The sequence below is a fragment of the Tenacibaculum sp. TB-53 genome (assembly GCF_059716285.2).
On the sequence record NZ_CM202790.1, the window covers coordinates 196713 to 215937 of the forward strand.

Here is a 19225-nt window from a genome sequence, read left to right on the forward strand (position 1 = left end):
AATTAGTTTTTAATAGTTGATTATGGAAACACCCAAAAACGAACAATTCAGAGATAGTATTGGTACTATAAATGATGAAGGAAAAAGGGCTTGGGTGTTTCCAAAAAAACCAAGCGGAAAGTTTTATAAGTATCGAAGTTATATAAGCTATTTTTTATTAGCGTTTTTATTACTAGCACCGTTTATTAAAATTAACGGAAATCAGTTTTTACTATTTAATGTTTTAGAACGTAAATTTAACATTTTCGGATTTCCTTTTTGGCCACAAGACTTTCATTTAATGGTAATTTCAATGATAATAGGAGTGGTGTTTATCATTCTATTTACTGTTGTTTTTGGTCGAATTTTTTGCGGTTGGATTTGTCCGCAAACTATTTTCTTAGAAATGGTTTTTAGGAAAATTGAATATTTAATAGAGGGAGATAGAGGAAAACAAATTCGTTTAGCAAAACAAGCTTGGAATGCAGAAAAAATAAGAAAAAGAGTCTTAAAATGGATAGTCTTTTTTATCATCTCTTTTATTATAGCAAACGTTTTCTTAGCATATTTAATAGGAAGTGATAAATTAATAAGTTACATAACAGGTAACCCATTAGACCATATTAGTACTTTAATATCATTGCTAATTTTTACAGGAGTTTTCTATTTTATTTTTGCATGGTTTAGAGAGCAAGTTTGCATTATAGCTTGCCCTTATGGTAGACTGCAAGGAGTGCTGTTAGATAATAAAACTATTAATGTGGCTTACGATCATGTAAGAGGAGAAGGAAAAGCAGGGAGAGGAAAGTTTAATAAAAAAGAAGATAGAGCAGCGTCTGGAAAAGGAGATTGTATAGATTGTTTTCAATGTGTGCATGTATGTCCTACAGGAATAGATATTCGAAACGGTACGCAATTAGAATGTGTAAACTGTACAGCTTGTATTGATGAATGTGACCATATAATGGAAAAGGTAGGATTGCCAAAAGGACTTATTCGTTATGCAAGTGAAGAAAATATTGTAAAGAAAGCACCTTTTAAATTCACTGCAAGAATGAAAGGGTACTCAGCAGTTTTGTTTATTTTAATAGGAATTTTAATAGGGATGCTGTTTTTGAGGAACGATGTAGAAGCAACAATTTTACGATTGCCAGGGCAGTTGTATCAACACAAAGAAAACGGAGTTATTAGTAATATTTACACTTTTAAAGTAGTAAATAAAACAACAAAACAAATAGATAATGTGAGTTATAAATTGTTATCTCATAAAGGAAAAATAGAAACAGTAACACATCAAGATTTTGAAGTACCTAAACAAGGATTAGCAGAAGGAACCTTATTTATAGAGTTACATCAGTCTGAAATGAAAAATGAAAAAGAAAAACTAAAAATAGGAGTGTATAGTGGTGATAAACTTATTGAAACTACTACAACCAACTTTTTAGGACCAAGAAGTTATAGATAAATCAGTCTAAAGTTCATTAGCTTTTAGGAGTAAGTATGAATAAAGATTAAGAACCAAAGACTAAAAACAAATTAAAATGAAACTAAACTGGGGCACGGGTATAGTAATAGCAATAATAGGATTTATAGGCTTTATTATGTATTTCGTAATTACGATGAGTACAGGTAAAAACTTTAATCACGATTTAGTAACTGAAAAATACTACCAACAAGAATTAGAATTTCAGAACAAATTAGATGCTACTAAAAATGCGAAAGCATTAAAAAAGAATATTAAAATAGAAAAAGTAACTGAAGGAATTAAAGTCCATTTTCCAACGGACTTTAACCCTAAAGATATAAAAGGAAAAGTGTTCCTATACAGACCATCTGATAAACAATTGGATTTCGAAATACCTATTTCGATTTCCGAAACATATTTGCTCGTGCCTGAGAAACGTTTGTTGGGTGGTCGTTGGAACATAACAGTTTCCTGGAACTACAAAAATAAAGATTATTTATTTCAGAAAGAGTTAGTGTTTTAATGTTTCTTTCAGCAATCATATTTGGTTTATTAGGTAGTTTTCACTGTATAGGCATGTGTGGTCCTATAGCCTTTATGTTACCTGTAGACAGAACGAATAAAGTAAAACAGTTTTTTCAAATAACTAGTTATCATTTAGGACGCTTATTTACTTATAGTTTAATAGGCTTTTTATTTGGTTTACTAGGTAAAGGGTTTTATTTCTTCGGGTTTCAGCAACAACTTTCTATTATTGTAGGAGTGTTAATGATTTTGGCAATCCTTGTACCAAAAACCTTTCAAAGGTATAACTTTTCAAATCCAATAAATAGGTTGGTAATGAAAGTAAAATCTTCTTTAGGAAAAGAGTTGAAAAAAAAAGGAAACGATACTTTTTTTACCATCGGTTTTCTAAATGGATTTTTGCCTTGTGGATTAGTTTATATGGCAGTTTTTGGAGCGTTGAGTACAACTAATATGTTATCAGGAAGCCTATATATGTTTCTCTTCGGATTAGGAACAATACCATTAATGACGGCAGTGGTTTATGTAGGGAATTTTGCAAATGGTTTGGTGCGAAAAAGAATTCAACAAGCAATACCTTATGTTGTAATTATTATTGGAGTATTGTTTATTCTTAGAGGACTAGGGTTAGGAATACCTTATGTTTCTCCACTTCCTGTATCTGATCTTCATAATTCAGTTGAAGGTTGCCATTAATCATAATTTTGAAAAGTGTAAAAAACTTGTTTAATAGTTGGTTATGTTAATTTCCTGTTTTATATAGTTTCCTTGATTGTCTATTATTACATTTCCTTTTAATGTAAAAACATCATAAAAACTAAGAATTGTTTTGTTTGGTAAAAAAGTTGCATTCACAGTAACTTTACCATAAGCATTATTTAAAAAAGGATTGTTTTCTTCATTAAAATCCCATAGTTTATTTCCTGTTATAGTATCATATGCTGAAATGATATAAGGAGTTTCTTTTTTTATGTTGACTTTGTGTCTAATAACAACAACATTATTTCTGTAAGAAATAATTTCAGCATTTAAAAAGATAGTTTCTTGTAAGGTAGTAGCTAGCTGTTTCTTTTTTGCATATAATTTATATCTATGTTCGTTTATGCGTCTTAGATAGTATGTGCTGTTAGTGTATTTGTATCTATCAGTAATTAAATTATCATCTGTATGCAAGTATAACACCTCACCGTAATTAGTTTTTACATAGACACTATTTTTTTGAGCAGGAGAATAACTTAATTCGGCAATACCACTTTTTTGATGTTTTTTGGGCATCATACGGTTTAAATCTTCTTTGTTTTTTATAACCATGTTGCTGTTAACCATGTTAAAAGCTTTTATATAATTATTAGAAGCTTCAAATAACCATAAGGTATCTTTTGCACTAAAAACGTAAACATTATTGCCTGGAATAACTAATTTTTCAAATAAAACTGTATCTATTTTTTTAGTGTTAAATTTTCTTACAACTAAAAATGAAGAGTCATTGCTTACGGTTTTATGTTCTTTAATATAGTTACCTCTTATTTTTTGAACACCTATTTCCCAAATTTCATTATTAGGATTATATATGCGCTCTTTAAGTACATAATCACCTCTTTCATTGATGTTTAAAAAAGAATCAATATTTATGTATTTGGGCATAAAGTAGAAGCTAACAACAAGTAGTGTTAAAATAAAATCTCTTTTGGCTAATTGCGTGTTTTGTGCTTTAAAATTTAAAAATGTTGCAATAGCAGAAAATACTCCAAAGTAAAAAACTAAAGCAATAAAAATCACTAGAAGTAAGGGTAAGGCTACATATAAACCATCATTGTTTAATACAAAAAAATCAAAAGTCCATCCATTTTGTCCTGGTTTATATGAATAATGTGTACTAGTATATGCTATAGATCTATTAAAAAAAATACGATTGGGTATGGTAATAAAAAACTTTAATAAAATACCTAAAATAGAAACGACCATTAAAGAAATAAAGGCACGTACAACAACGCCTACAAATTTAGAAGAGTTTTTATCCATAACAAATGTAAAATTTAAGAAAGCAAATGTATAGAATATATAGTGGTTTATAAAGTGACAAAAATCATAGCTTTACTGACAAAATTTAGGTAACTTTATAGAAGACGTAGAACCTAAAAGTAATTAATCATGAAAAAAATTATAGTCCCAGTTGATTTTTCTGAATATTCTGAAAATGCTTTACAAACAGCAGCTTTTTTAGCAAAAAAGTCAGATGCTGAGGTGTTGGTAGTACATATGCTTGAGTTATCTAATGCTGTTTTAAGTAGATCAGAAAGTTATTTACAACAAGAAATGTTGTTTTATTTACAAATGTCTGAGAAAAAGTTAGCAGAATTTTTAGAGAAAGAGTATTTATCGGGTATAAAAGTAACTCCAATTATAAAGCATTTTAAAATCTTTAGCGAAATAGACCAGTTGGCAAGAAATGAAGGAGCAGATTTGATTGTTATGGGATCTAAAGGAGCTAGTGGTTTAAAAGAAATGTTTATTGGTTCTAATACAGAAAAGGTAATCCGTTATGCGCATGTACCTGTATTAGTAATAAAAGAGGAACCGATAGTAAAACAGATAGAAAAGATACTGTTTGCTTGTGATTTTTCTGATGACGATGTAAAACCATATATGGAAGCGAAAGAGTTTCTTAAGAAGTTTAATGCAGATATGGAGCTGGTATATGTAAGTACACCAACGTCTAAGTTTAAAAGTACCGAAGAGTTAGAAGAAAGAATGAAGCATTTTTTTAATCAAACAAATGAAAGCTATGATGAAAACATTTATAAAGTAAAAATAATTTCTGATTATTCTGTAGAAAAGGGAGTGTTCTATTACGCAGACAAAATAAACTCAGATGTTTTAGTAGTAGCTACGCATGGTAGAAAGGGAATAGCACACTTTTTTGAAGGTAGTATTTCAGAAGATATTGCCAATCACAGTAAGTTACCAGTATTGTCTTTTAAAATTTAGAATATAAAAGTAAAAAAGCTCATTCAAACTGAATGAGCTTTTTACTTCTTTTAAAGAAAAGAATATTTACTTTCCTTCTTTAGTTTTTATATCATCTACAAACTTTTGTAAACGTTTACCGTATTCAGAATTTTTAACTTTATCAGTTAAACTATTATTAATAGTATCTAAAAGCTGAATGTTAGCATCATATAGTTCAGATAATGCAATGTATGGTGCAGCTTCACTATCAGCGTTTGCAATAGCAAAGTTTGTAGAGAATAAGAAACGACGACGTACCATTTTCTTATAATCTGCTTCTACTTGTTCTAATTGTACCTCATCTTGAGCTTGACGAGCTTCTACTTCTTTTTTTACAAAATCTAGACGTTGCTCCATAAAACGTTGGTTTATTTTACGATACTCATTCATTACTTCTTGGTTTTTAGAACCTTTAATTTCAGGTTTAAAACCAAACTCTTCAATTTTATCGTTGATGGTAATTTCACCTTCTTCCCCAAAAAACATAATGTGTTTATCTGTTGTATTACCATCAAAAGTTAAGTAATACATTACAGGAGACTCGACATTATCTGTTAATATAAATTTATCATCACCTAACAACGCCATAGAATCAACAGATACCAATAATGTGTCCTTCATCTTTTGAAGATATAAAGTACCTTTTTTTAATCCTTTAATCTGACCTTTAACAACCATGTTTCCTTCTTTTTTAGAGGAACAAGCAAAAGCAACAAGTGCAATTGCGAAAAGAGCAATAATTTTCTTCATTGAATTCAAAATTTGTCTGTTGCAAATATGCAGATTTCTCCTAAACTTTTGAGGCTATTTCCATTAAAATTGTACATAGGATTGCGCCTACGGTACCGATAGCGTATCCGAAAACAGCTAATAAAACACCTACAGTTGCTAAAGAAGGATGAAAAGCTTGCGCTACGATTGGGGCAGATGCAGCCCCACCAACATTTGCCTGACTTCCTACAGCTAAGAAGAAATATGGAGCGCGAATTAATTTAGCTACTAAGATTAATAATCCAGCATGAATTGCCATCCATACCAAACCAATAAAAATTAAATTGAAATTATCAAAAATTAGCGTTAAGTCCATTTTCATACCAATAGTTGCTACTAGTACGTAAATAAAAATACTTCCTAATTTACTAGCACCGGCACCTTCGTAATTTTTAGCTTTCGTAAAAGATAAAACAACAGCAACAATTGTTGATATACTAATTAACCAGAAAAAGTTTGATCCTAAGAAAGAGAAAATGTTTTTTGTAGTTTGAGATTCCATAGTTGCTGTTAACGAAGCAAAAACGTCACTTAAATACGCTCCTGCAAAATGACCAAAACCAACAGTACCAAAAGCAATGGCAAGCATAATTATAAAGTCGGTTAAAGTAGGAGTTCTTTTTACACTTTGTGTAAAGTTAGAAACTCTTTGTTTTAAATCTTCAATAGCTGAAGTATCAGCTTTTAACCATTTATCTATTTTGTCTTTTTTACCAATTCCAATTAAAATGATAGCCATCCAAATATTAGCTACTACGATATCAACAAACACCATTCCTCCATATTTAGCTGGATTGTATTGATAAATTTCTAGCATAGCAGTTTGGTTAGCTCCACCACCAATCCAACTACCAGCTAAGGTAGAAAGTCCTCTCCAAACAGCATCAAATCCAGCTCCTCCTACTGTTTCTGGTGAAACAGCAGAAATTAATAAAATGGCAATTGGTCCTCCAATAACAATACCGACAGTTCCTGTAAAAAACATGATTAAAGCTTTTGAGCCCAAGTTGAAAATAGCTTTTAAGTCAATACTTAATGTCATTAAAACTAAGGCAGCAGGTAATAAAAACCTACTAGAAACATAGTATAGTTGTGATTTGTTTTTTACGACTTCGCCAGCAGCACTGGTAGTTTCCCATTCTGGAGAAATAACTCCTAAAGTAGTAAATATTGCAGGGATAAAATAAGCCATGAATAAACCTGGGACTATTTTATAAAACTTAGGCCAAAATCCTGAGGTTTTTGATTCTGTATAAAATACAAAACCTAACGAAATCATTAAAATACCAAATACGATTGCATCGTTTGTAAAAAGAGGTGCTTCCATTTAAAAATAATTTGTCGCTAAAGTATGAAATATTAGTTAGTTCTATTTTCTATGATCTGTACTTATTGCAACTCCTAATTGAATTCTATTAAAGTTACCAACCTCGTTTACATGTATTAGTTGATATCCTGCTTGAAGCTTAACTACGTCAGATACTTTATATTTAAAACCAGCTCCAAACCAGTTTTGATTATAAGCTTCTCCCTCAAAATCTAAAAAGGTTTCATTGTATAGGTATGTAGACCATTTTTCATTGATAGGATGTCCCAATGCAAGTTGATATCGAAAGAAATTACTGGTAGTTGATTTAAAAAAACGTTGTTCACCTCTAAAACGATGTGCCAGGTTTAAACTAGCTATTTTATGATTTACATTTAGGTCTTCATAAATACGATGTTCGTTAAAGTCGCCTGCATTAACATTAAAAGTTTCATCAGTGTTTAAGAAAGCATACCCTATAGTAGCGTTGATATTTTTATTGAACTTATAATTAGCTCCCAAACGCCCGATAAATTGCTGCATGTCATCTCCAACTTCAAAAAAGCGAAAATGTGCCATAGATTTTAAACCAAATTTATCTGAAATTTGGTGTGATCCGTTATACATGTACCAAACCCCTAATTCTTTGGTTGGATCAGGTTGATTTTGTGAAAAACTGTTTAATGAAAGTAAAGAGACAATTAATAAGAATAATTTTCGCATAATAATAGTGTTGTAGTTCTTTGTCATATTAAAAATCTCCCACATAAATAAATATACGGGAGATTTTATGTTGTATTGACAAAAATATAAACTCAATAATTTTTATGAAAAGTTATATTGTTAAAGTTCTTCGAGTTTATTTATAATTGGTCGTTTTTTATAGGTTCTTCTTTCTTTAAGTAGGTGTCTAAAAATTGTAAGATTCTACTATTAGCTTCTATTTGATTTTCCTTTTTAACAAAACCATGCCCTTCATCATCAAACAGCACATATTCTACAGGAACTCCATTTTTCTTAACTCCAGCTACAATTTCATCAGATTCTACTTGCAAAACTCTTGGGTCTTTAGCTCCTTGTAATACCATTAATGGTTTGGTTACTTTGTCTGTATGGAATAAAGGAGAAATTCTTTTCAACCTTACTGAGTCTGCAGAGTGTGGATCTCCTAGTTCTTTATATAAAGCCTCTCTAAAAGATTCCCACCAAGATGGAATACTTTTTAAGGTACGCATCCAGTTTGTAACTCCGTAAATGTTTACTCCAACAGCAAACTCCTCAGGAGTGTATGTTAAAGCAGCCATGGTCATATAACCACCATATGATCCTCCAATAATACCTATTTTTTCAGCATCAATTTCTGGTTGTTTTGCTAACCAATTTTTCCCTTCTACACAATCTTGCAAATCTTTTTCTCCATGGTTTAAATCATCCATAGTAAAAAAGGTTTTACCGTATCCGCTACTTCCACGATTATTAACAGCCAAAACAGCATATCCGTGGTTTACTAAATATTGAATTCTAGAACTGAAATTTTGACGTGATTGTCCTCCAGGACCTCCATGAACCCAAACTAAAGCAGGAACTTTAGTATCTTCTGAAGCTTGATGAGGTACATAGTAAATTGCAGGAATAGTTACTCCATCAAAAGAAGGGTAACGAATTACTTTCGCTTTTACTAAATCAGCAGGATTAATTTCTTTATTTAACACATCGGTTAGCTGCGTTTGTTTTTTTGTTTTTAAGTCATACACATATAAGTTTGAAGGAGTATTAGAACCACCAGCATAAAAACGCATTATACTTTCGTCTCTAGAAAAACCAACGCTAGTAATACTTTTTCCATCAACATTAGGAAGCTCAATATTTTTACCGGCTTTAACATCATAAACTTCAATTACATTTTTAGCATCTTCATTAATGTATGTTACTCTATAGGTACCATTGTTTGTAAAGTAGCTTCCGGAAATATCCCAATCTTTGGCTAATACTTTTTCTGTTTCGTTAGTACTAATTGTATATTTCATTAAAGTAGCAAATTCACCTTCAGCATCTGTTGTATAGTAGAACTCTGTATCATCAATAGAAAAATCAGCAGCAGAATTACCACTTAATCTTAGGTTAATTTTGGTGATTACTTTGGTGGTCCTATCAAATAAAAATAAATCACTATCGTTAGTATTAACCGTTTTGCTTAGGGCTAGTATGTTTTTATTGTTTGATATTGCTGCTACGTTATAACCTTCTTTATTTTCATAAATCATTTTTGGAGTAAACGTTTCCACATCCATCTCATAGAGATCCATAAAACGATTGTCTCTTTCGTTTGAAGTAAAAAAGAAACTCTTTTCATCTTTAGCCCAACCAAAAAAGCCTGCTCTGGCACCTTTAGTTGGTGTTAAATCTTTAATATCACCGTTAAGTTCTCTTAAAAAGATATGATAAATTTCATCTCCATTATTATCCATTCTAAATAACATTCTTTCATCTTTTGGAAAATAAGATGTTGCAAAAACGGAAGAACTATCTGATTTTGTAATAGGTTCAAATTCTCCTCCAGATGTTGAAACGGTGTACATGTTATAGATTCCTGAACGATTACTAGTTACTAGTAATTTAGAGTTGTCAGGAGAAAAGCTTCCACCAAAAACGTTTTCGTTATCCATCATTTGCTCAATAGAATATTTTTTGGGAGCTGTACTGGTTTTAACAGATTCTTTTTTATCCGTTTTACAAGCAATTACCGAAACGGCAATGGCAAGTAATAAGAAATGTTTTTTCATAAGTGTGTGTTTGGGTTATTAATTTCGTTTTTTTGATAGGGTTTGTTATTCTAAGCTAAACTGCTTGGTTTCTTTAAAAGGAGATAAATCTATTTTCTCAACTTCTGCCTTATACTCTTTCCAATCTTTATTAAAGAAAGCATTGGTTTTTTCTAAAGCAGGTTTTAATGCTTCTTTAAATTGAATAATTAACTGTTTTTCTGTAGAAGTTTGTTCGCCAAATCTACTATTCACATATCTATTAGCAGTCCCTAAACGCTGCATAACATTTACTTCTGGGTTTCGTGTAATCCCTTGTCTTTTATCTACCTTTCCTAAATAAACAGCTAAAAGTGTATCTATTTTCTTAATAATATCTTTAGAATCTTTAATTGATTCTTTATAAAGTTTTTTGTCTTTTTTAGATAGTTTTTGGTTGAAACTATTTGCAATATTTTTACTCTCAACTAACTGTTTTACTGCATCAGCTATAATTTTTTGCAGAGCCTCTAGATCTTTGGCTGTTGCATATTTTTGATCGATTGCATTTTGAGAAATATGCAGTCTTGGGTCAAACTTTACAGTAATATTTTGTTCTGATGTTTGGTTACCAAACGAAGCTTTTATTTTATAGATTCCAGGTTTTACTCTAACACCTCTAGGTTCTCTTTTTTGTTTCCTGATAGTTCTAGAAGGTCTGGCAACACCTTTTTCACTCATAAACCAAACACCTTTATGAATACCATTTTCTTTGGGAGTTTTTCTTTTAAAGGTTCTAATAAGTCTGTTACCATCAAAAACTTCAAATTTGATAGAATCCCATTTTATGGTATTCTCGTCTTCTTTTTTAATAGAATCTTTGCCTTTTACTTCAGGTTTTTTTGTTGATTTCGGTTTATTCACATAAAATTGAACCAAAGCACCACGACTTCTATTAGTTCCATTAAACATAGCATCAGCACCAAATCGGCTACCAGTGGGTTGTTGGTATGCTGCTTGATATGCTGTTGGAGGTGTGAATAACTCAATATTTTTGGTAAGAATGTTTTTGTTTTTAGCTATTGCTCTTAACGGACGAATGTCATCTAACACCCAAGCAGCTCTACCAAAAGTACCAATAACTAAATCGTGTTCTCTTGGGTGAATTACTAAATCTTTTACAGGAACAGTAGGGAACCCTTCCGTCCATTTTGTCCATTTTTTTCCTGCGTTGATAGAAATATATAAACCGTCATCAGTTCCTAAGAACATTAAATTTGGCTCAATTGGGTCTTCGATAATACATTGTGTAAAGCTTTTTACATCGCTTTCATCAACAATACGTTCCCATGTTGCTCCGTAATCTTTTGTTCTGTATGCATAAGGTTTATAGTTAAAACGACGATAATCGTTAGCAACTAGTAGAGCTTCTCCTTTATTTTTATTAGATGCTTTTATTTGCGTAATCCAACTATTTTCAGGTAAACCTTTCAAGTTTTTGGCAACATTTGTCCAAGTTGTACCTCCATTTTTAGTAATATGTACTTGTCCATCATCCGTAGCAACCCATAACATATCTTTTTCTAGGGGAGAAGGTTCAATTACTAAGATAGTACAGTGGTTTTCTGCTCCGGTAGCGTCCATGGTTAACCCACCACTTTCTGATTGCTTGAGTTTGCTTTTATCATTTGTAGTTAAGTCTGGAGAAATTACTTTCCACGTTAAACCTTTATCGGTTGATTTGTGTACAAATTGGCTTCCAAAATATAAAGTGCTGTTATCAAACGGGTCAATATTAATAGCTGCATTCCAATTGAAGCGTAGTTTTATAGTAGCATCAGGGTGTGTTGGACGAACAGTGTAATTATTACCTGTTTTGTAATCGTAACGAGATACATAACCTTGTTGACTCATAGACCAACCATAACGCGAGTCGTCTTTGTCAGGAATAACATCAAAACCATCACCGAAACTAATCTCTTGCCAATAAGAATTTCGTATTCCTTGGTCTTTCCATACATAAGCAGGTCCACGCCAAGAACCGTTGTCTTGCATACCACCATACACATTGTAAGGAAACTCATTATCTACATTAATATGATAAAATTGTGCAACAGGCAAATTCCCAATAAAACGCCAAGTTTTACCTCCATCTTTGGTAACATTCATTCCACCATCGTTTCCATCAATCATGAATTTTCCATTTTTAGGATGAATCCACCAAGCGTGATGGTCTGGGTGAATACCATTATCAACACCATAAGCAGGCATGAGTTGCTTAAAGTTCTTTCCTCCATCAATAGAAACATTTACATAGGTAAAAACAGTGTATAGTTTATGTTCGTTTTGAGGATCTACATAAATTTCTGAATAATAAAAAGGGCGATTTCCAATGCCTTTTTTATCATTAATTTTTTTCCAAGAAAAACCACCATCTTCACTTTTATATAAAGCGTTTTTCTTTGCTTCTACCAAAGCATAAACAGTGTTTGGGTTAGAGGGAGCGATTGCTACTCCAATTCTCCCCAATTCTCCTTTTGGAAAACCTTCTTTTTCGGTAATTTTTTTCCAGTTTTCTCCACCATCATGGGTAATGTATAAACCACTTCCTTTACCTCCTGATTTAAAAAACCAAGGATCACGTTTGTGTTCCCACATAGCAGCTATTAGTTTGTTTGGATTGGATGGATCCATAATTAAATCTGCAGCACCGGTTTTATTATTATTGAATAAAATTTGTTTCCAAGTTTTACCGCCGTCGGTAGTTTTGTATACACCACGTTCTTTATGTTCACCCCAAGGTGATCCAATAGCACCAACGTAAACAATGTCTGGATTGTCTGGATGTATCACTACACGATGTATATGACGTGTTTTTTCTAACCCCATCGATTTCCACGATCTTCCTCCATCAAGAGATTTGAAAATTCCATAACCACCATTTAAACTATTACGAGGATTTCCTTCACCAGTTCCTGCCCAAATTACACTAGGGTTTGATTGTTGTATGGCCAAAGCACCAATAGAGGCTGTAACTTCTTTATCAAAAATAGGCTCCCATTTAATGCCTCCTGAAGTAGATTTCCAAATACCTCCAGAAGCTGTACCAACAAACATAATATCAGGATTGGATTCAACAACATCAATGGCTGTGACACGTCCACTCATTCCACCTGGACCAATGTTTCTCGGTTTCATGTTTTTGACTAAATCCATTGAGAATTCTTGAGAAAAAGTAGCGCAAGAGAAGGTTATAAATAGTAGATAAAAAAGGTTTTTCATAAGAGTTAGTTGCTTGTAATTTAAGGTTGTACAATGTACAAAATAGAAAACGTCCAATAAAATTGGACGTTTTTTTTAACAAGTTCTTAAGATTTGTTATTCTTCTTCTTTCTTTTTTGGCTCTCTTTTAGCTTCTTTAAGGGCTTGCATAAGCATCCATTCAATCTGTCCATTGGTAGATCGAAATTCATCGGAAGCCCATTTTTCAATGGCTTTTAACATTTCTTCATTAATACGGAGTGCAAAAGCTTTCTTTTTTGCCATGTTGTGTTTTATAATAGTGTTTTTTGAAACGCAAAAATGGTTACAAAAATACAATTTCAAAATTCTTTTAGTTTATAGTAAAGAGCTCATAAAAATTAAGATATATACTATAATAGTGTTTATAATTTGTACCACGTTAATTGATTTTGTGTTGATAACTTAATGGTTTAAAGTACCAGCATTTACCACAGGAGACGCTTCTTTGTCTCCACATAAAATAACTAATAAGTTACTAACCATGGCAGCTTTGCGTTCTTCGTCTAACTCCACAATTTCTTTTTTGTTTAGCTCTTCTAAAGCCATGTCCACCATATCCACCGCACCTTGCACAATTTTATGTCGAGCAGCAACGATGGCTGTAGCTTGTTGACGTTTTAGCATAGCGCTTGCAATTTCTTGTGCATAGGCTAAATAACCAATTCGTGCTTCTAAAACTTCAATACCTGCAATAGCTAATCGTTCTTCTAATTCTTTTTCCAAAGCTTCACTTACTTCGTTTACACTAGATCGTAGTGTAATATCTTCTTCGTGCCCCTCATCTGCGAAATTGTCGTATGGATACATACTAGCTAGTTTTCGTACAGCAGCATCTGTTTGTACACGAACAAAATTCTCATAATTATCAACATCAAAAGCAGCCTTATAGGTTTCGGTAACTCTCCAAACTAAAATAGTACTTATCATTACCGGGTTTCCTAGTTTATCATTAACCTTTAAACGCTCACTATCAAAATTACTAGCTCTTAACGAAACAGTTTTCTTTTTGTATAATGGATTAGCCCAGTATAAACCATTTTGCTTCACAGTACCTACATATTTTCCAAAGAATAACAAAACTTTTGAAGAATTAGGGTTTACTAAAATAAAGCCCAATGCCAAAATAAATGCTATTACAGACATTAATATAAATATTGGATTTTCGGTTTTAACGGTTAAAGCAATTCCGCCAATAAAAAGAATAAGTACAATAAAAAACATTAGGTACCCATTTGCTGGTTTGATAATTTTTTCTGCCTTCATATTTGTTTTAATTAAATTGATGTTAAAATGATATCATAAAGATATAAATTAAATTTTGTTAAATCCAAATTTTTGATGATTATATTTTATAATTTAGCTTCCGATTATAATTTAAACCATTCATGAAAACAAAATTTTTAATAGTACTAGTTGCATTGTTAGTGAGTATTTCATCAATAGCTAATAACGAAGATGTTTGGGGCCCAACAGGTCACAGAGCTACTGGAAAAATTGCAGAAAAACATTTGACTAAGAAAGCTAGAAAGAAAATTGAAAAATTACTACAAGGTGAGAGCTTAGCATTTGTATCTACTTTTGCAGATGAAATAAAGTCTGATAGAAAGAAATATGGAAAGTTTTATACTTGGCATTATGTAAACATGCCATTAGACGCTCGTTATGAAGATACCGAAAAAAATCCGAAAGGAGATATGATTACTGGTATAGAGCAATGTGTAAAAGTATTAAAAGATGAAAATAGTTCAATTGAAGACAAACGTTTTTACTTAAAAATGCTAGTACACTTGGTAGGTGATTTACATCAACCCATGCATGTTGGGCAAAAAGAAGATTTAGGAGGCAATAAAATTCAGGTTCAGTGGCATGGAAAAGGCTCTAATTTACACAGAGTTTGGGATGAAGATTTAATTAATAAATGGGACATGAGTTATGTTGAATTAGCTGATAATGCAAGAGATTTATCTAAAGAACAAATCAAAGTAATTCAAAAAGGAACTGTTGTAGATTGGCTACATGATACACATAAGATTACTAAAGAAGTATACAAATCTGCTGAAGTAGGAGAGAACTTACGTTACCGTTATTCGTATGTATACTTTCCTGTAGTGAGAGAACAGTTACAAAAAGGAGGTTTGCGTTTAGCTAAATTACTAAATGAAATTTTTAGTTAGTACAACAAAATACAGTGATAAAATAAAGAGCTCGGAAATATATTTTCCGAGCTTTTTTCTTGTTAATATTTAGTTAATTCTATCTTTTTAATACGATAAACAGTTAATTTTGAGAGAAATCGTTTTAAAATGCATAGAAGTAAATTCTTACTCATACTTATAATAACCGCTTTTTTTAGTGGAACAACAGCCAAAGCTCAGGTAAAGGACACATCTAAAAAAGTTAAAATTACTACGTTAAATTACGAAGAGTTAAAACCATTTTTACATAAAAGCAACGATAAAACGTATGTAGTTAATTTTTGGGCTACATGGTGTATGCCTTGTGTAAAAGAGTTACCTGCTTTTGAAAAACTTCATAAGAAATATAAAGATAAAAATGTTGAAGTTGTTTTGGTAAGTTTAGATTTTTCTAAGCAAATAGAAACGAATTTGATACCATTTATCAAAAAGAAAAAACTACAATCTAAAATACTTCATTTTGAAGATTCAAATGAGCAGTTTTGGATTAGAGATATTGCAGAAAGCTGGTCAGGTTCAATACCAGCAACCCTAATTTACAATAAGCAAAAAAGAAAATTTTATGAACGAACTTTTAGCTATGTAGAGTTACAAAACGAATTACAAACCTTTTTAAACTAAATAATTATGAAGACAATTAAAATAATATTGATGTTATTGGTGGTGGCATCTATTTCAGCATTTACTAGTAATAACTCTAGAGGTTATAAAGTAGGAGATGAAGCTTCTGATTTTACATTAAAAAATATAGATGATAAAATGGTTTCTTTGGCAGATTATAAAGACGCAAAAGGATTTATTGTTGTGTTTACATGTAATATGTGTCCGTATTCTGTAGCTAATGAAGATAGATTAATTGCTCTAGATAAAAAATATAAAAAGAAAGGCTTTCCTGTCATAGCTATCAACCCAAATGACCCAGAAGTATCAAAAGGAGATAGTTTTGAAGCAATGAAGGTACGTGCCAAAGAAAAAGGATTTACATTTCCTTATCTGTTTGATGAAGGACAAAAAGTATATCCTAAATATGGAGCAACAAGAACCCCACATGTTTATATTTTAAATAAAGTAAATAATAAATTAATTGTAGAATATATTGGAGCTATTGACGATAATTCTCGAGATGAAAAGAATGTAAAAGAACGTTTTGTTGAAAATGCTGTAGATGCTTTGATAAAAGGAGAAAAACCAACAAAGACTGATACAAGAGCAATAGGTTGCTCTATTAAAGATAAAAGAAACAGATAATTAACAGTTAAATATTTAAAACTAATAAATCCCGCGGTTTATGCGGGATTTTGTCTATTAGTGCTATTAATTACCTAATTTTATAACGAATCGTAAAATGAAACCAAGAAAATAATGAAGAAATTTTTACTATCACTACTATTTATCAGTGCTACATTAACAGCTCAAACTGTCGATTTGAGTTATTATTTACCAAAAAATGTTTCTTATAACCAAAACATTCCTACTCCAAAATCTGTTTTAGGACATGAAGTAGGAGAGTGGCATGTTACACATGATAAGTTGGTAGAATATATGAAAGCACTTGCGAATGCTTCAGATAGAGTAGTGCTTGAAAACAGAGGAACAACTTATGAAGGAAGACCTTTAGTATTGCTAACAATTACTTCCTCTAAAAACCATCAAAATTTAGAAGAAATACGAGAAAATCATATAAAAGCAACAAACGATGCTTTTATAGATGTTTCTAATAGTCCAATTGTGGTATATCAAGGGTTTTCAATTCACGGAAATGAAGCAAGTGGTTCAAATGCAGCCTTGGCAGCAGCGTATTATTTAGCAGCAGCAGAAGGACAAAAAATAGAGGAATTATTAAATAACTCAGTAATACTTTTTGATCCAGCAATGAACCCAGATGGTTTACAACGTTTTGCATATTGGGCAAATACAAATAAGGCAAATAATATTAATCCAGATTCAAATGATAGAGAATATCACGAAGTTTGGCCAGGGGGAAGAACTAATCATTATTGGTTTGATATGAATCGTGATTGGTTGCCAGTTCAATTACCTGAGAGTAGAGCACGAATTAAAACATTCCACAAGTGGTTGCCTAATATTTTAACCGATCATCATGAAATGGGAACAAATTCTACCTTTTTTTTCCAACCAGGAATTCCGAGTAGAACAAATCCGTTAACTCCAAAAATGAATCAGGAGTTAACTAAAGAAATAGCAACCTATCATGCAAAAGCATTCGATAAAATAGGTTCAACCTATTATTCAGAGGAAAGTTTTGATGATTTTTACTACGGAAAAGGGTCAACTTTTCCAGATATTAATGGAGGAATCGGGATTTTGTTTGAACAAGGAAGTTCTCGTGGGCATGCACAAGAAAGTGAAAACGGAGTTTTAACGTTTCCATTTACTATTCGAAATCAGTTTACAGCAGCATTGTCAACACTAGAAGCTGCTAAAAACATGCGAACTAAAATCTTACAGTATCAACAAGGTTTTTATAAAAATTCAAGAAGCTCAGAAACAAACAAAGCGATAGTATTTGGTGATGAAAAAGATGCGACGAAAACAAATCACTTAGCTGAGGTTTTACAACGTCATCAAATAAAACTCCACGAGTTAAAAGAAGATTTTACATCGAATGGAAAACGTTTCAAAAAAGGGTATAGCTACGTAGTACCTATGAACCAAAAAAATCACAGGTTGGTAAAAGCAATGTTTGATGTACGAACTACATTTAAAGATAGTTTGTTTTATGATGTATCTGCTTGGACCTTTAATTATGCATTTGGAGTTGATTATGCGGATAATGTATCATTATCGAAAGCAGGAGCTGAGGTGACTCAATTACAACCAAAACAAGGAACAATTCAACAAAAAAGTAGTGTAGGCTACTTATTTTCTTGGAATGAGTATAGTACACCTAAAGCGTTAAATACGATTTTAGAAAAAGGATTGCGAGCGAAGGTAGCGATGAAAGAGTTTGTAAACGATGGTAATTCGTATGATTACGGAACTATTTTTATTCCAGCTCAAAATCAAAAATTAAATGGAAATGAGTTGTTCGATTTCTTAGGAAAAGTAGCCAATGAAAATTATATTGAAATTAAAGGTGTGTCTACAGGATTAAATGAAGGAATTGATTTAGGAAGTAGAAACTTTGAAGCTGTAAAAAAGCAAAAAGTAGCGATGTTGGTTGGAAAAGGAGTAACAAGTTATGATGCAGGAGAAATTTGGCATTTATTAGATCAACGTTACGACATGAAACTAACAAAGTTAGATACCGATTATGCTTCGAGAGTAAATCTAGATAAGTATACTACGATTATTGTTCCGAATAGTCGCTCTATTGATAAGAATTTAGTAGAGAAACTAAAAGTATGGGTACGTAATGGAGGAGTGCTAATCGGGTATAGAAATACAGTAAATTGGTTGTCTAACAGAGGGTTTATTAATGTAAAGTTTAATAAAGCTAAAATAGATTCTGTAAATAATGTATCATTTGAAAATCGTTCGTTACAATTTGGAGCGCAAGTAATTGGAGGAGCAATTTTTGAAGCAAAGATTGATCGTTCACATCCAATCAATTTTGGATACAAAAATGATAAAATAGCTTTGTTTAGAAATACAAAACAGTTTATTCAACCAGATGCGAAGAGTTTTAACAATCCAATTCAGTATACAAGCAATCCGTTATTGAGTGGTTATATTTCAAAAGAAAATTTAAAGGAATTGAAAAACACCGTTCCATTTAAAGCAGGACGCTTAGGTAGTGGAAGGGTAATCGTTTTTACAGACAATACCAATTTTAGAGGTTTTTGGTTTGGAACGAATAAACTATTGATAAATGCGATCTTCTTTGGAAAGTTGATGTAGTGGTTTGTGTAGGCTAGGTGGATATAAACTAGTAGTGTAATAGCTGCTTAAAATTAAGCAGCTATTATTT

The 19225-nt window shown here is 31.7% G+C and carries 16 protein-coding genes; 8 read left to right on the top strand and 8 right to left on the bottom strand.

Annotated features, from left to right (window positions below; all coding sequences use genetic code 11):
* Window positions 1-22 precede the first annotated feature (22 nt).
* The 3 genes from ccoG to AC3VJB_RS00990 all read left to right on the top strand — a co-directional run bounded on the left by ccoG (window position 23) and on the right by AC3VJB_RS00990 (window position 2665).
* Complete coding sequence (ccoG, locus tag AC3VJB_RS00980; protein ID WP_073184494.1) at window positions 23-1444, top strand: cytochrome c oxidase accessory protein CcoG; 1422 nt, start codon at window positions 23-25, stop codon at window positions 1442-1444.
* A gap of 76 nt (window positions 1445-1520) precedes the next feature.
* Window positions 1521-1967, top strand: coding sequence for a FixH family protein (locus AC3VJB_RS00985; protein ID WP_047790120.1), 447 nt, complete (start codon window positions 1521-1523; stop codon window positions 1965-1967).
* The gene (locus AC3VJB_RS00990; protein WP_239180094.1) at window positions 1967-2665 is read left to right on the top strand and encodes a sulfite exporter TauE/SafE family protein; all 699 of its coding nucleotides are present in this window, start codon (window positions 1967-1969) and stop codon (window positions 2663-2665) included. Before AC3VJB_RS00985 ends, AC3VJB_RS00990 begins: the two co-directional genes overlap by 1 nt.
* Window positions 2666-2695: 30 nt before the next feature.
* Here the strand turns inward: AC3VJB_RS00990 and AC3VJB_RS00995 are convergent, their stop codons facing one another.
* A complete protein-coding gene (locus AC3VJB_RS00995; protein ID WP_497666630.1) occupies window positions 2696-3991 on the bottom strand; it encodes a hypothetical protein in 1296 nt (431 codons plus the stop codon).
* 129 nt (window positions 3992-4120) lie between these two features.
* Between AC3VJB_RS00995 and AC3VJB_RS01000 the strand changes: the two genes are divergently transcribed.
* Entirely contained in the window at window positions 4121-4957 is an 837-nt protein-coding gene (locus tag AC3VJB_RS01000) for a universal stress protein (protein ID WP_497666631.1), read from the top strand.
* Between the two features lie 66 nt (window positions 4958-5023).
* Here the strand turns inward: AC3VJB_RS01000 and AC3VJB_RS01005 are convergent, their stop codons facing one another.
* The 7 genes from AC3VJB_RS01005 to AC3VJB_RS01035 form a co-directional block, all read right to left on the bottom strand.
* Entirely contained in the window at window positions 5024-5728 is a 705-nt protein-coding gene (locus tag AC3VJB_RS01005; RefSeq protein ID WP_047790124.1) for a DUF4369 domain-containing protein, read from the bottom strand.
* A 40-nt stretch (window positions 5729-5768) separates the two neighbouring features.
* Complete coding sequence (locus AC3VJB_RS01010; RefSeq protein ID WP_159613885.1) at window positions 5769-7076, bottom strand: DUF819 family protein; 1308 nt, start codon at window positions 7074-7076, stop codon at window positions 5769-5771.
* A 42-nt stretch (window positions 7077-7118) separates the two neighbouring features.
* Window positions 7119-7778: a DUF2490 domain-containing protein gene (locus AC3VJB_RS01015; protein WP_073184598.1), complete on the bottom strand. Its 660-nt coding sequence runs from the start codon at window positions 7776-7778 to the stop codon at window positions 7119-7121.
* 140 nt (window positions 7779-7918) lie between these two features.
* Complete coding sequence (locus AC3VJB_RS01020; protein WP_497666632.1) at window positions 7919-9838, bottom strand: alpha/beta hydrolase family protein; 1920 nt, start codon at window positions 9836-9838, stop codon at window positions 7919-7921.
* 45 nt (window positions 9839-9883) lie between these two features.
* Window positions 9884-13078, bottom strand: a complete 3195-nt coding sequence (locus AC3VJB_RS01025; protein WP_497666633.1) for a WD40/YVTN/BNR-like repeat-containing protein — start codon at window positions 13076-13078, stop codon at window positions 9884-9886.
* Between the two features lie 96 nt (window positions 13079-13174).
* Complete coding sequence (locus AC3VJB_RS01030; RefSeq protein WP_073184483.1) at window positions 13175-13342, bottom strand: type II toxin-antitoxin system antitoxin; 168 nt, start codon at window positions 13340-13342, stop codon at window positions 13175-13177.
* 159 nt (window positions 13343-13501) lie between these two features.
* Window positions 13502-14362 (bottom strand): SPFH domain-containing protein, encoded by an 861-nt coding sequence (locus tag AC3VJB_RS01035; RefSeq protein WP_349265124.1) that lies wholly within the window; start codon window positions 14360-14362, stop codon window positions 13502-13504.
* 122 nt (window positions 14363-14484) lie between these two features.
* Here AC3VJB_RS01035 and AC3VJB_RS01040 point away from each other — a divergent pair, with 122 nt between their 5' ends.
* The 4 genes from AC3VJB_RS01040 to AC3VJB_RS01055 all read left to right on the top strand — a co-directional run bounded on the left by AC3VJB_RS01040 (window position 14485) and on the right by AC3VJB_RS01055 (window position 19155).
* Window positions 14485-15273, top strand: a complete 789-nt coding sequence (locus AC3VJB_RS01040; RefSeq protein ID WP_497666634.1) for a S1/P1 nuclease — start codon at window positions 14485-14487, stop codon at window positions 15271-15273.
* A gap of 129 nt (window positions 15274-15402) precedes the next feature.
* Entirely contained in the window at window positions 15403-15915 is a 513-nt protein-coding gene (locus AC3VJB_RS01045; RefSeq protein ID WP_239180106.1) for a TlpA disulfide reductase family protein, read from the top strand.
* 6 nt (window positions 15916-15921) lie between these two features.
* Complete coding sequence (locus AC3VJB_RS01050) at window positions 15922-16542, top strand: thioredoxin family protein (RefSeq protein ID WP_281980382.1); 621 nt, start codon at window positions 15922-15924, stop codon at window positions 16540-16542.
* Between the two features lie 114 nt (window positions 16543-16656).
* On the top strand, window positions 16657-19155 hold the full coding sequence (locus AC3VJB_RS01055) for a M14 family metallopeptidase (RefSeq protein WP_497666635.1): 2499 nt from the start codon (window positions 16657-16659) through the stop codon (window positions 19153-19155).
* Window positions 19156-19225 lie beyond the last annotated feature (70 nt).

Excerpts from the sequence above, each read along its gene's own strand:
- AC3VJB_RS01030 (WP_073184483.1), bottom strand. The coding sequence starts at position 13,342 with ATGGCAAAAAAGAAAGCTTTTGCACTCCGTATTAATGAAGAAATGTTA.
- AC3VJB_RS01025 (WP_497666633.1), bottom strand. The coding sequence starts at position 13,078 with ATGAAAAACCTTTTTTATCTACTATTTATAACCTTCTCTTGCGCTACT.
- ccoG (WP_073184494.1), top strand. The coding sequence starts at position 23 with ATGGAAACACCCAAAAACGAACAATTCAGAGATAGTATTGGTACTATA.
- AC3VJB_RS01055 (WP_497666635.1), top strand. The coding sequence starts at position 16,657 with ATGAAGAAATTTTTACTATCACTACTATTTATCAGTGCTACATTAACA.
- AC3VJB_RS00990 (WP_239180094.1), top strand. The coding sequence starts at position 1,967 with ATGTTTCTTTCAGCAATCATATTTGGTTTATTAGGTAGTTTTCACTGT.
- AC3VJB_RS01005 (WP_047790124.1), bottom strand. The coding sequence starts at position 5,728 with ATGAAGAAAATTATTGCTCTTTTCGCAATTGCACTTGTTGCTTTTGCT.
- AC3VJB_RS00995 (WP_497666630.1), bottom strand. The coding sequence starts at position 3,991 with ATGGATAAAAACTCTTCTAAATTTGTAGGCGTTGTTGTACGTGCCTTT.
- AC3VJB_RS01035 (WP_349265124.1), bottom strand. The coding sequence starts at position 14,362 with ATGAAGGCAGAAAAAATTATCAAACCAGCAAATGGGTACCTAATGTTT.
- AC3VJB_RS00985 (WP_047790120.1), top strand. The coding sequence starts at position 1,521 with ATGAAACTAAACTGGGGCACGGGTATAGTAATAGCAATAATAGGATTT.
- AC3VJB_RS01045 (WP_239180106.1), top strand. The coding sequence starts at position 15,403 with ATGCATAGAAGTAAATTCTTACTCATACTTATAATAACCGCTTTTTTT.
- AC3VJB_RS01000 (WP_497666631.1), top strand. The coding sequence starts at position 4,121 with ATGAAAAAAATTATAGTCCCAGTTGATTTTTCTGAATATTCTGAAAAT.
- AC3VJB_RS01015 (WP_073184598.1), bottom strand. The coding sequence starts at position 7,778 with ATGCGAAAATTATTCTTATTAATTGTCTCTTTACTTTCATTAAACAGT.
- AC3VJB_RS01010 (WP_159613885.1), bottom strand. The coding sequence starts at position 7,076 with ATGGAAGCACCTCTTTTTACAAACGATGCAATCGTATTTGGTATTTTA.
- AC3VJB_RS01050 (WP_281980382.1), top strand. The coding sequence starts at position 15,922 with ATGAAGACAATTAAAATAATATTGATGTTATTGGTGGTGGCATCTATT.
- AC3VJB_RS01040 (WP_497666634.1), top strand. The coding sequence starts at position 14,485 with ATGAAAACAAAATTTTTAATAGTACTAGTTGCATTGTTAGTGAGTATT.
- AC3VJB_RS01020 (WP_497666632.1), bottom strand. The coding sequence starts at position 9,838 with ATGAAAAAACATTTCTTATTACTTGCCATTGCCGTTTCGGTAATTGCT.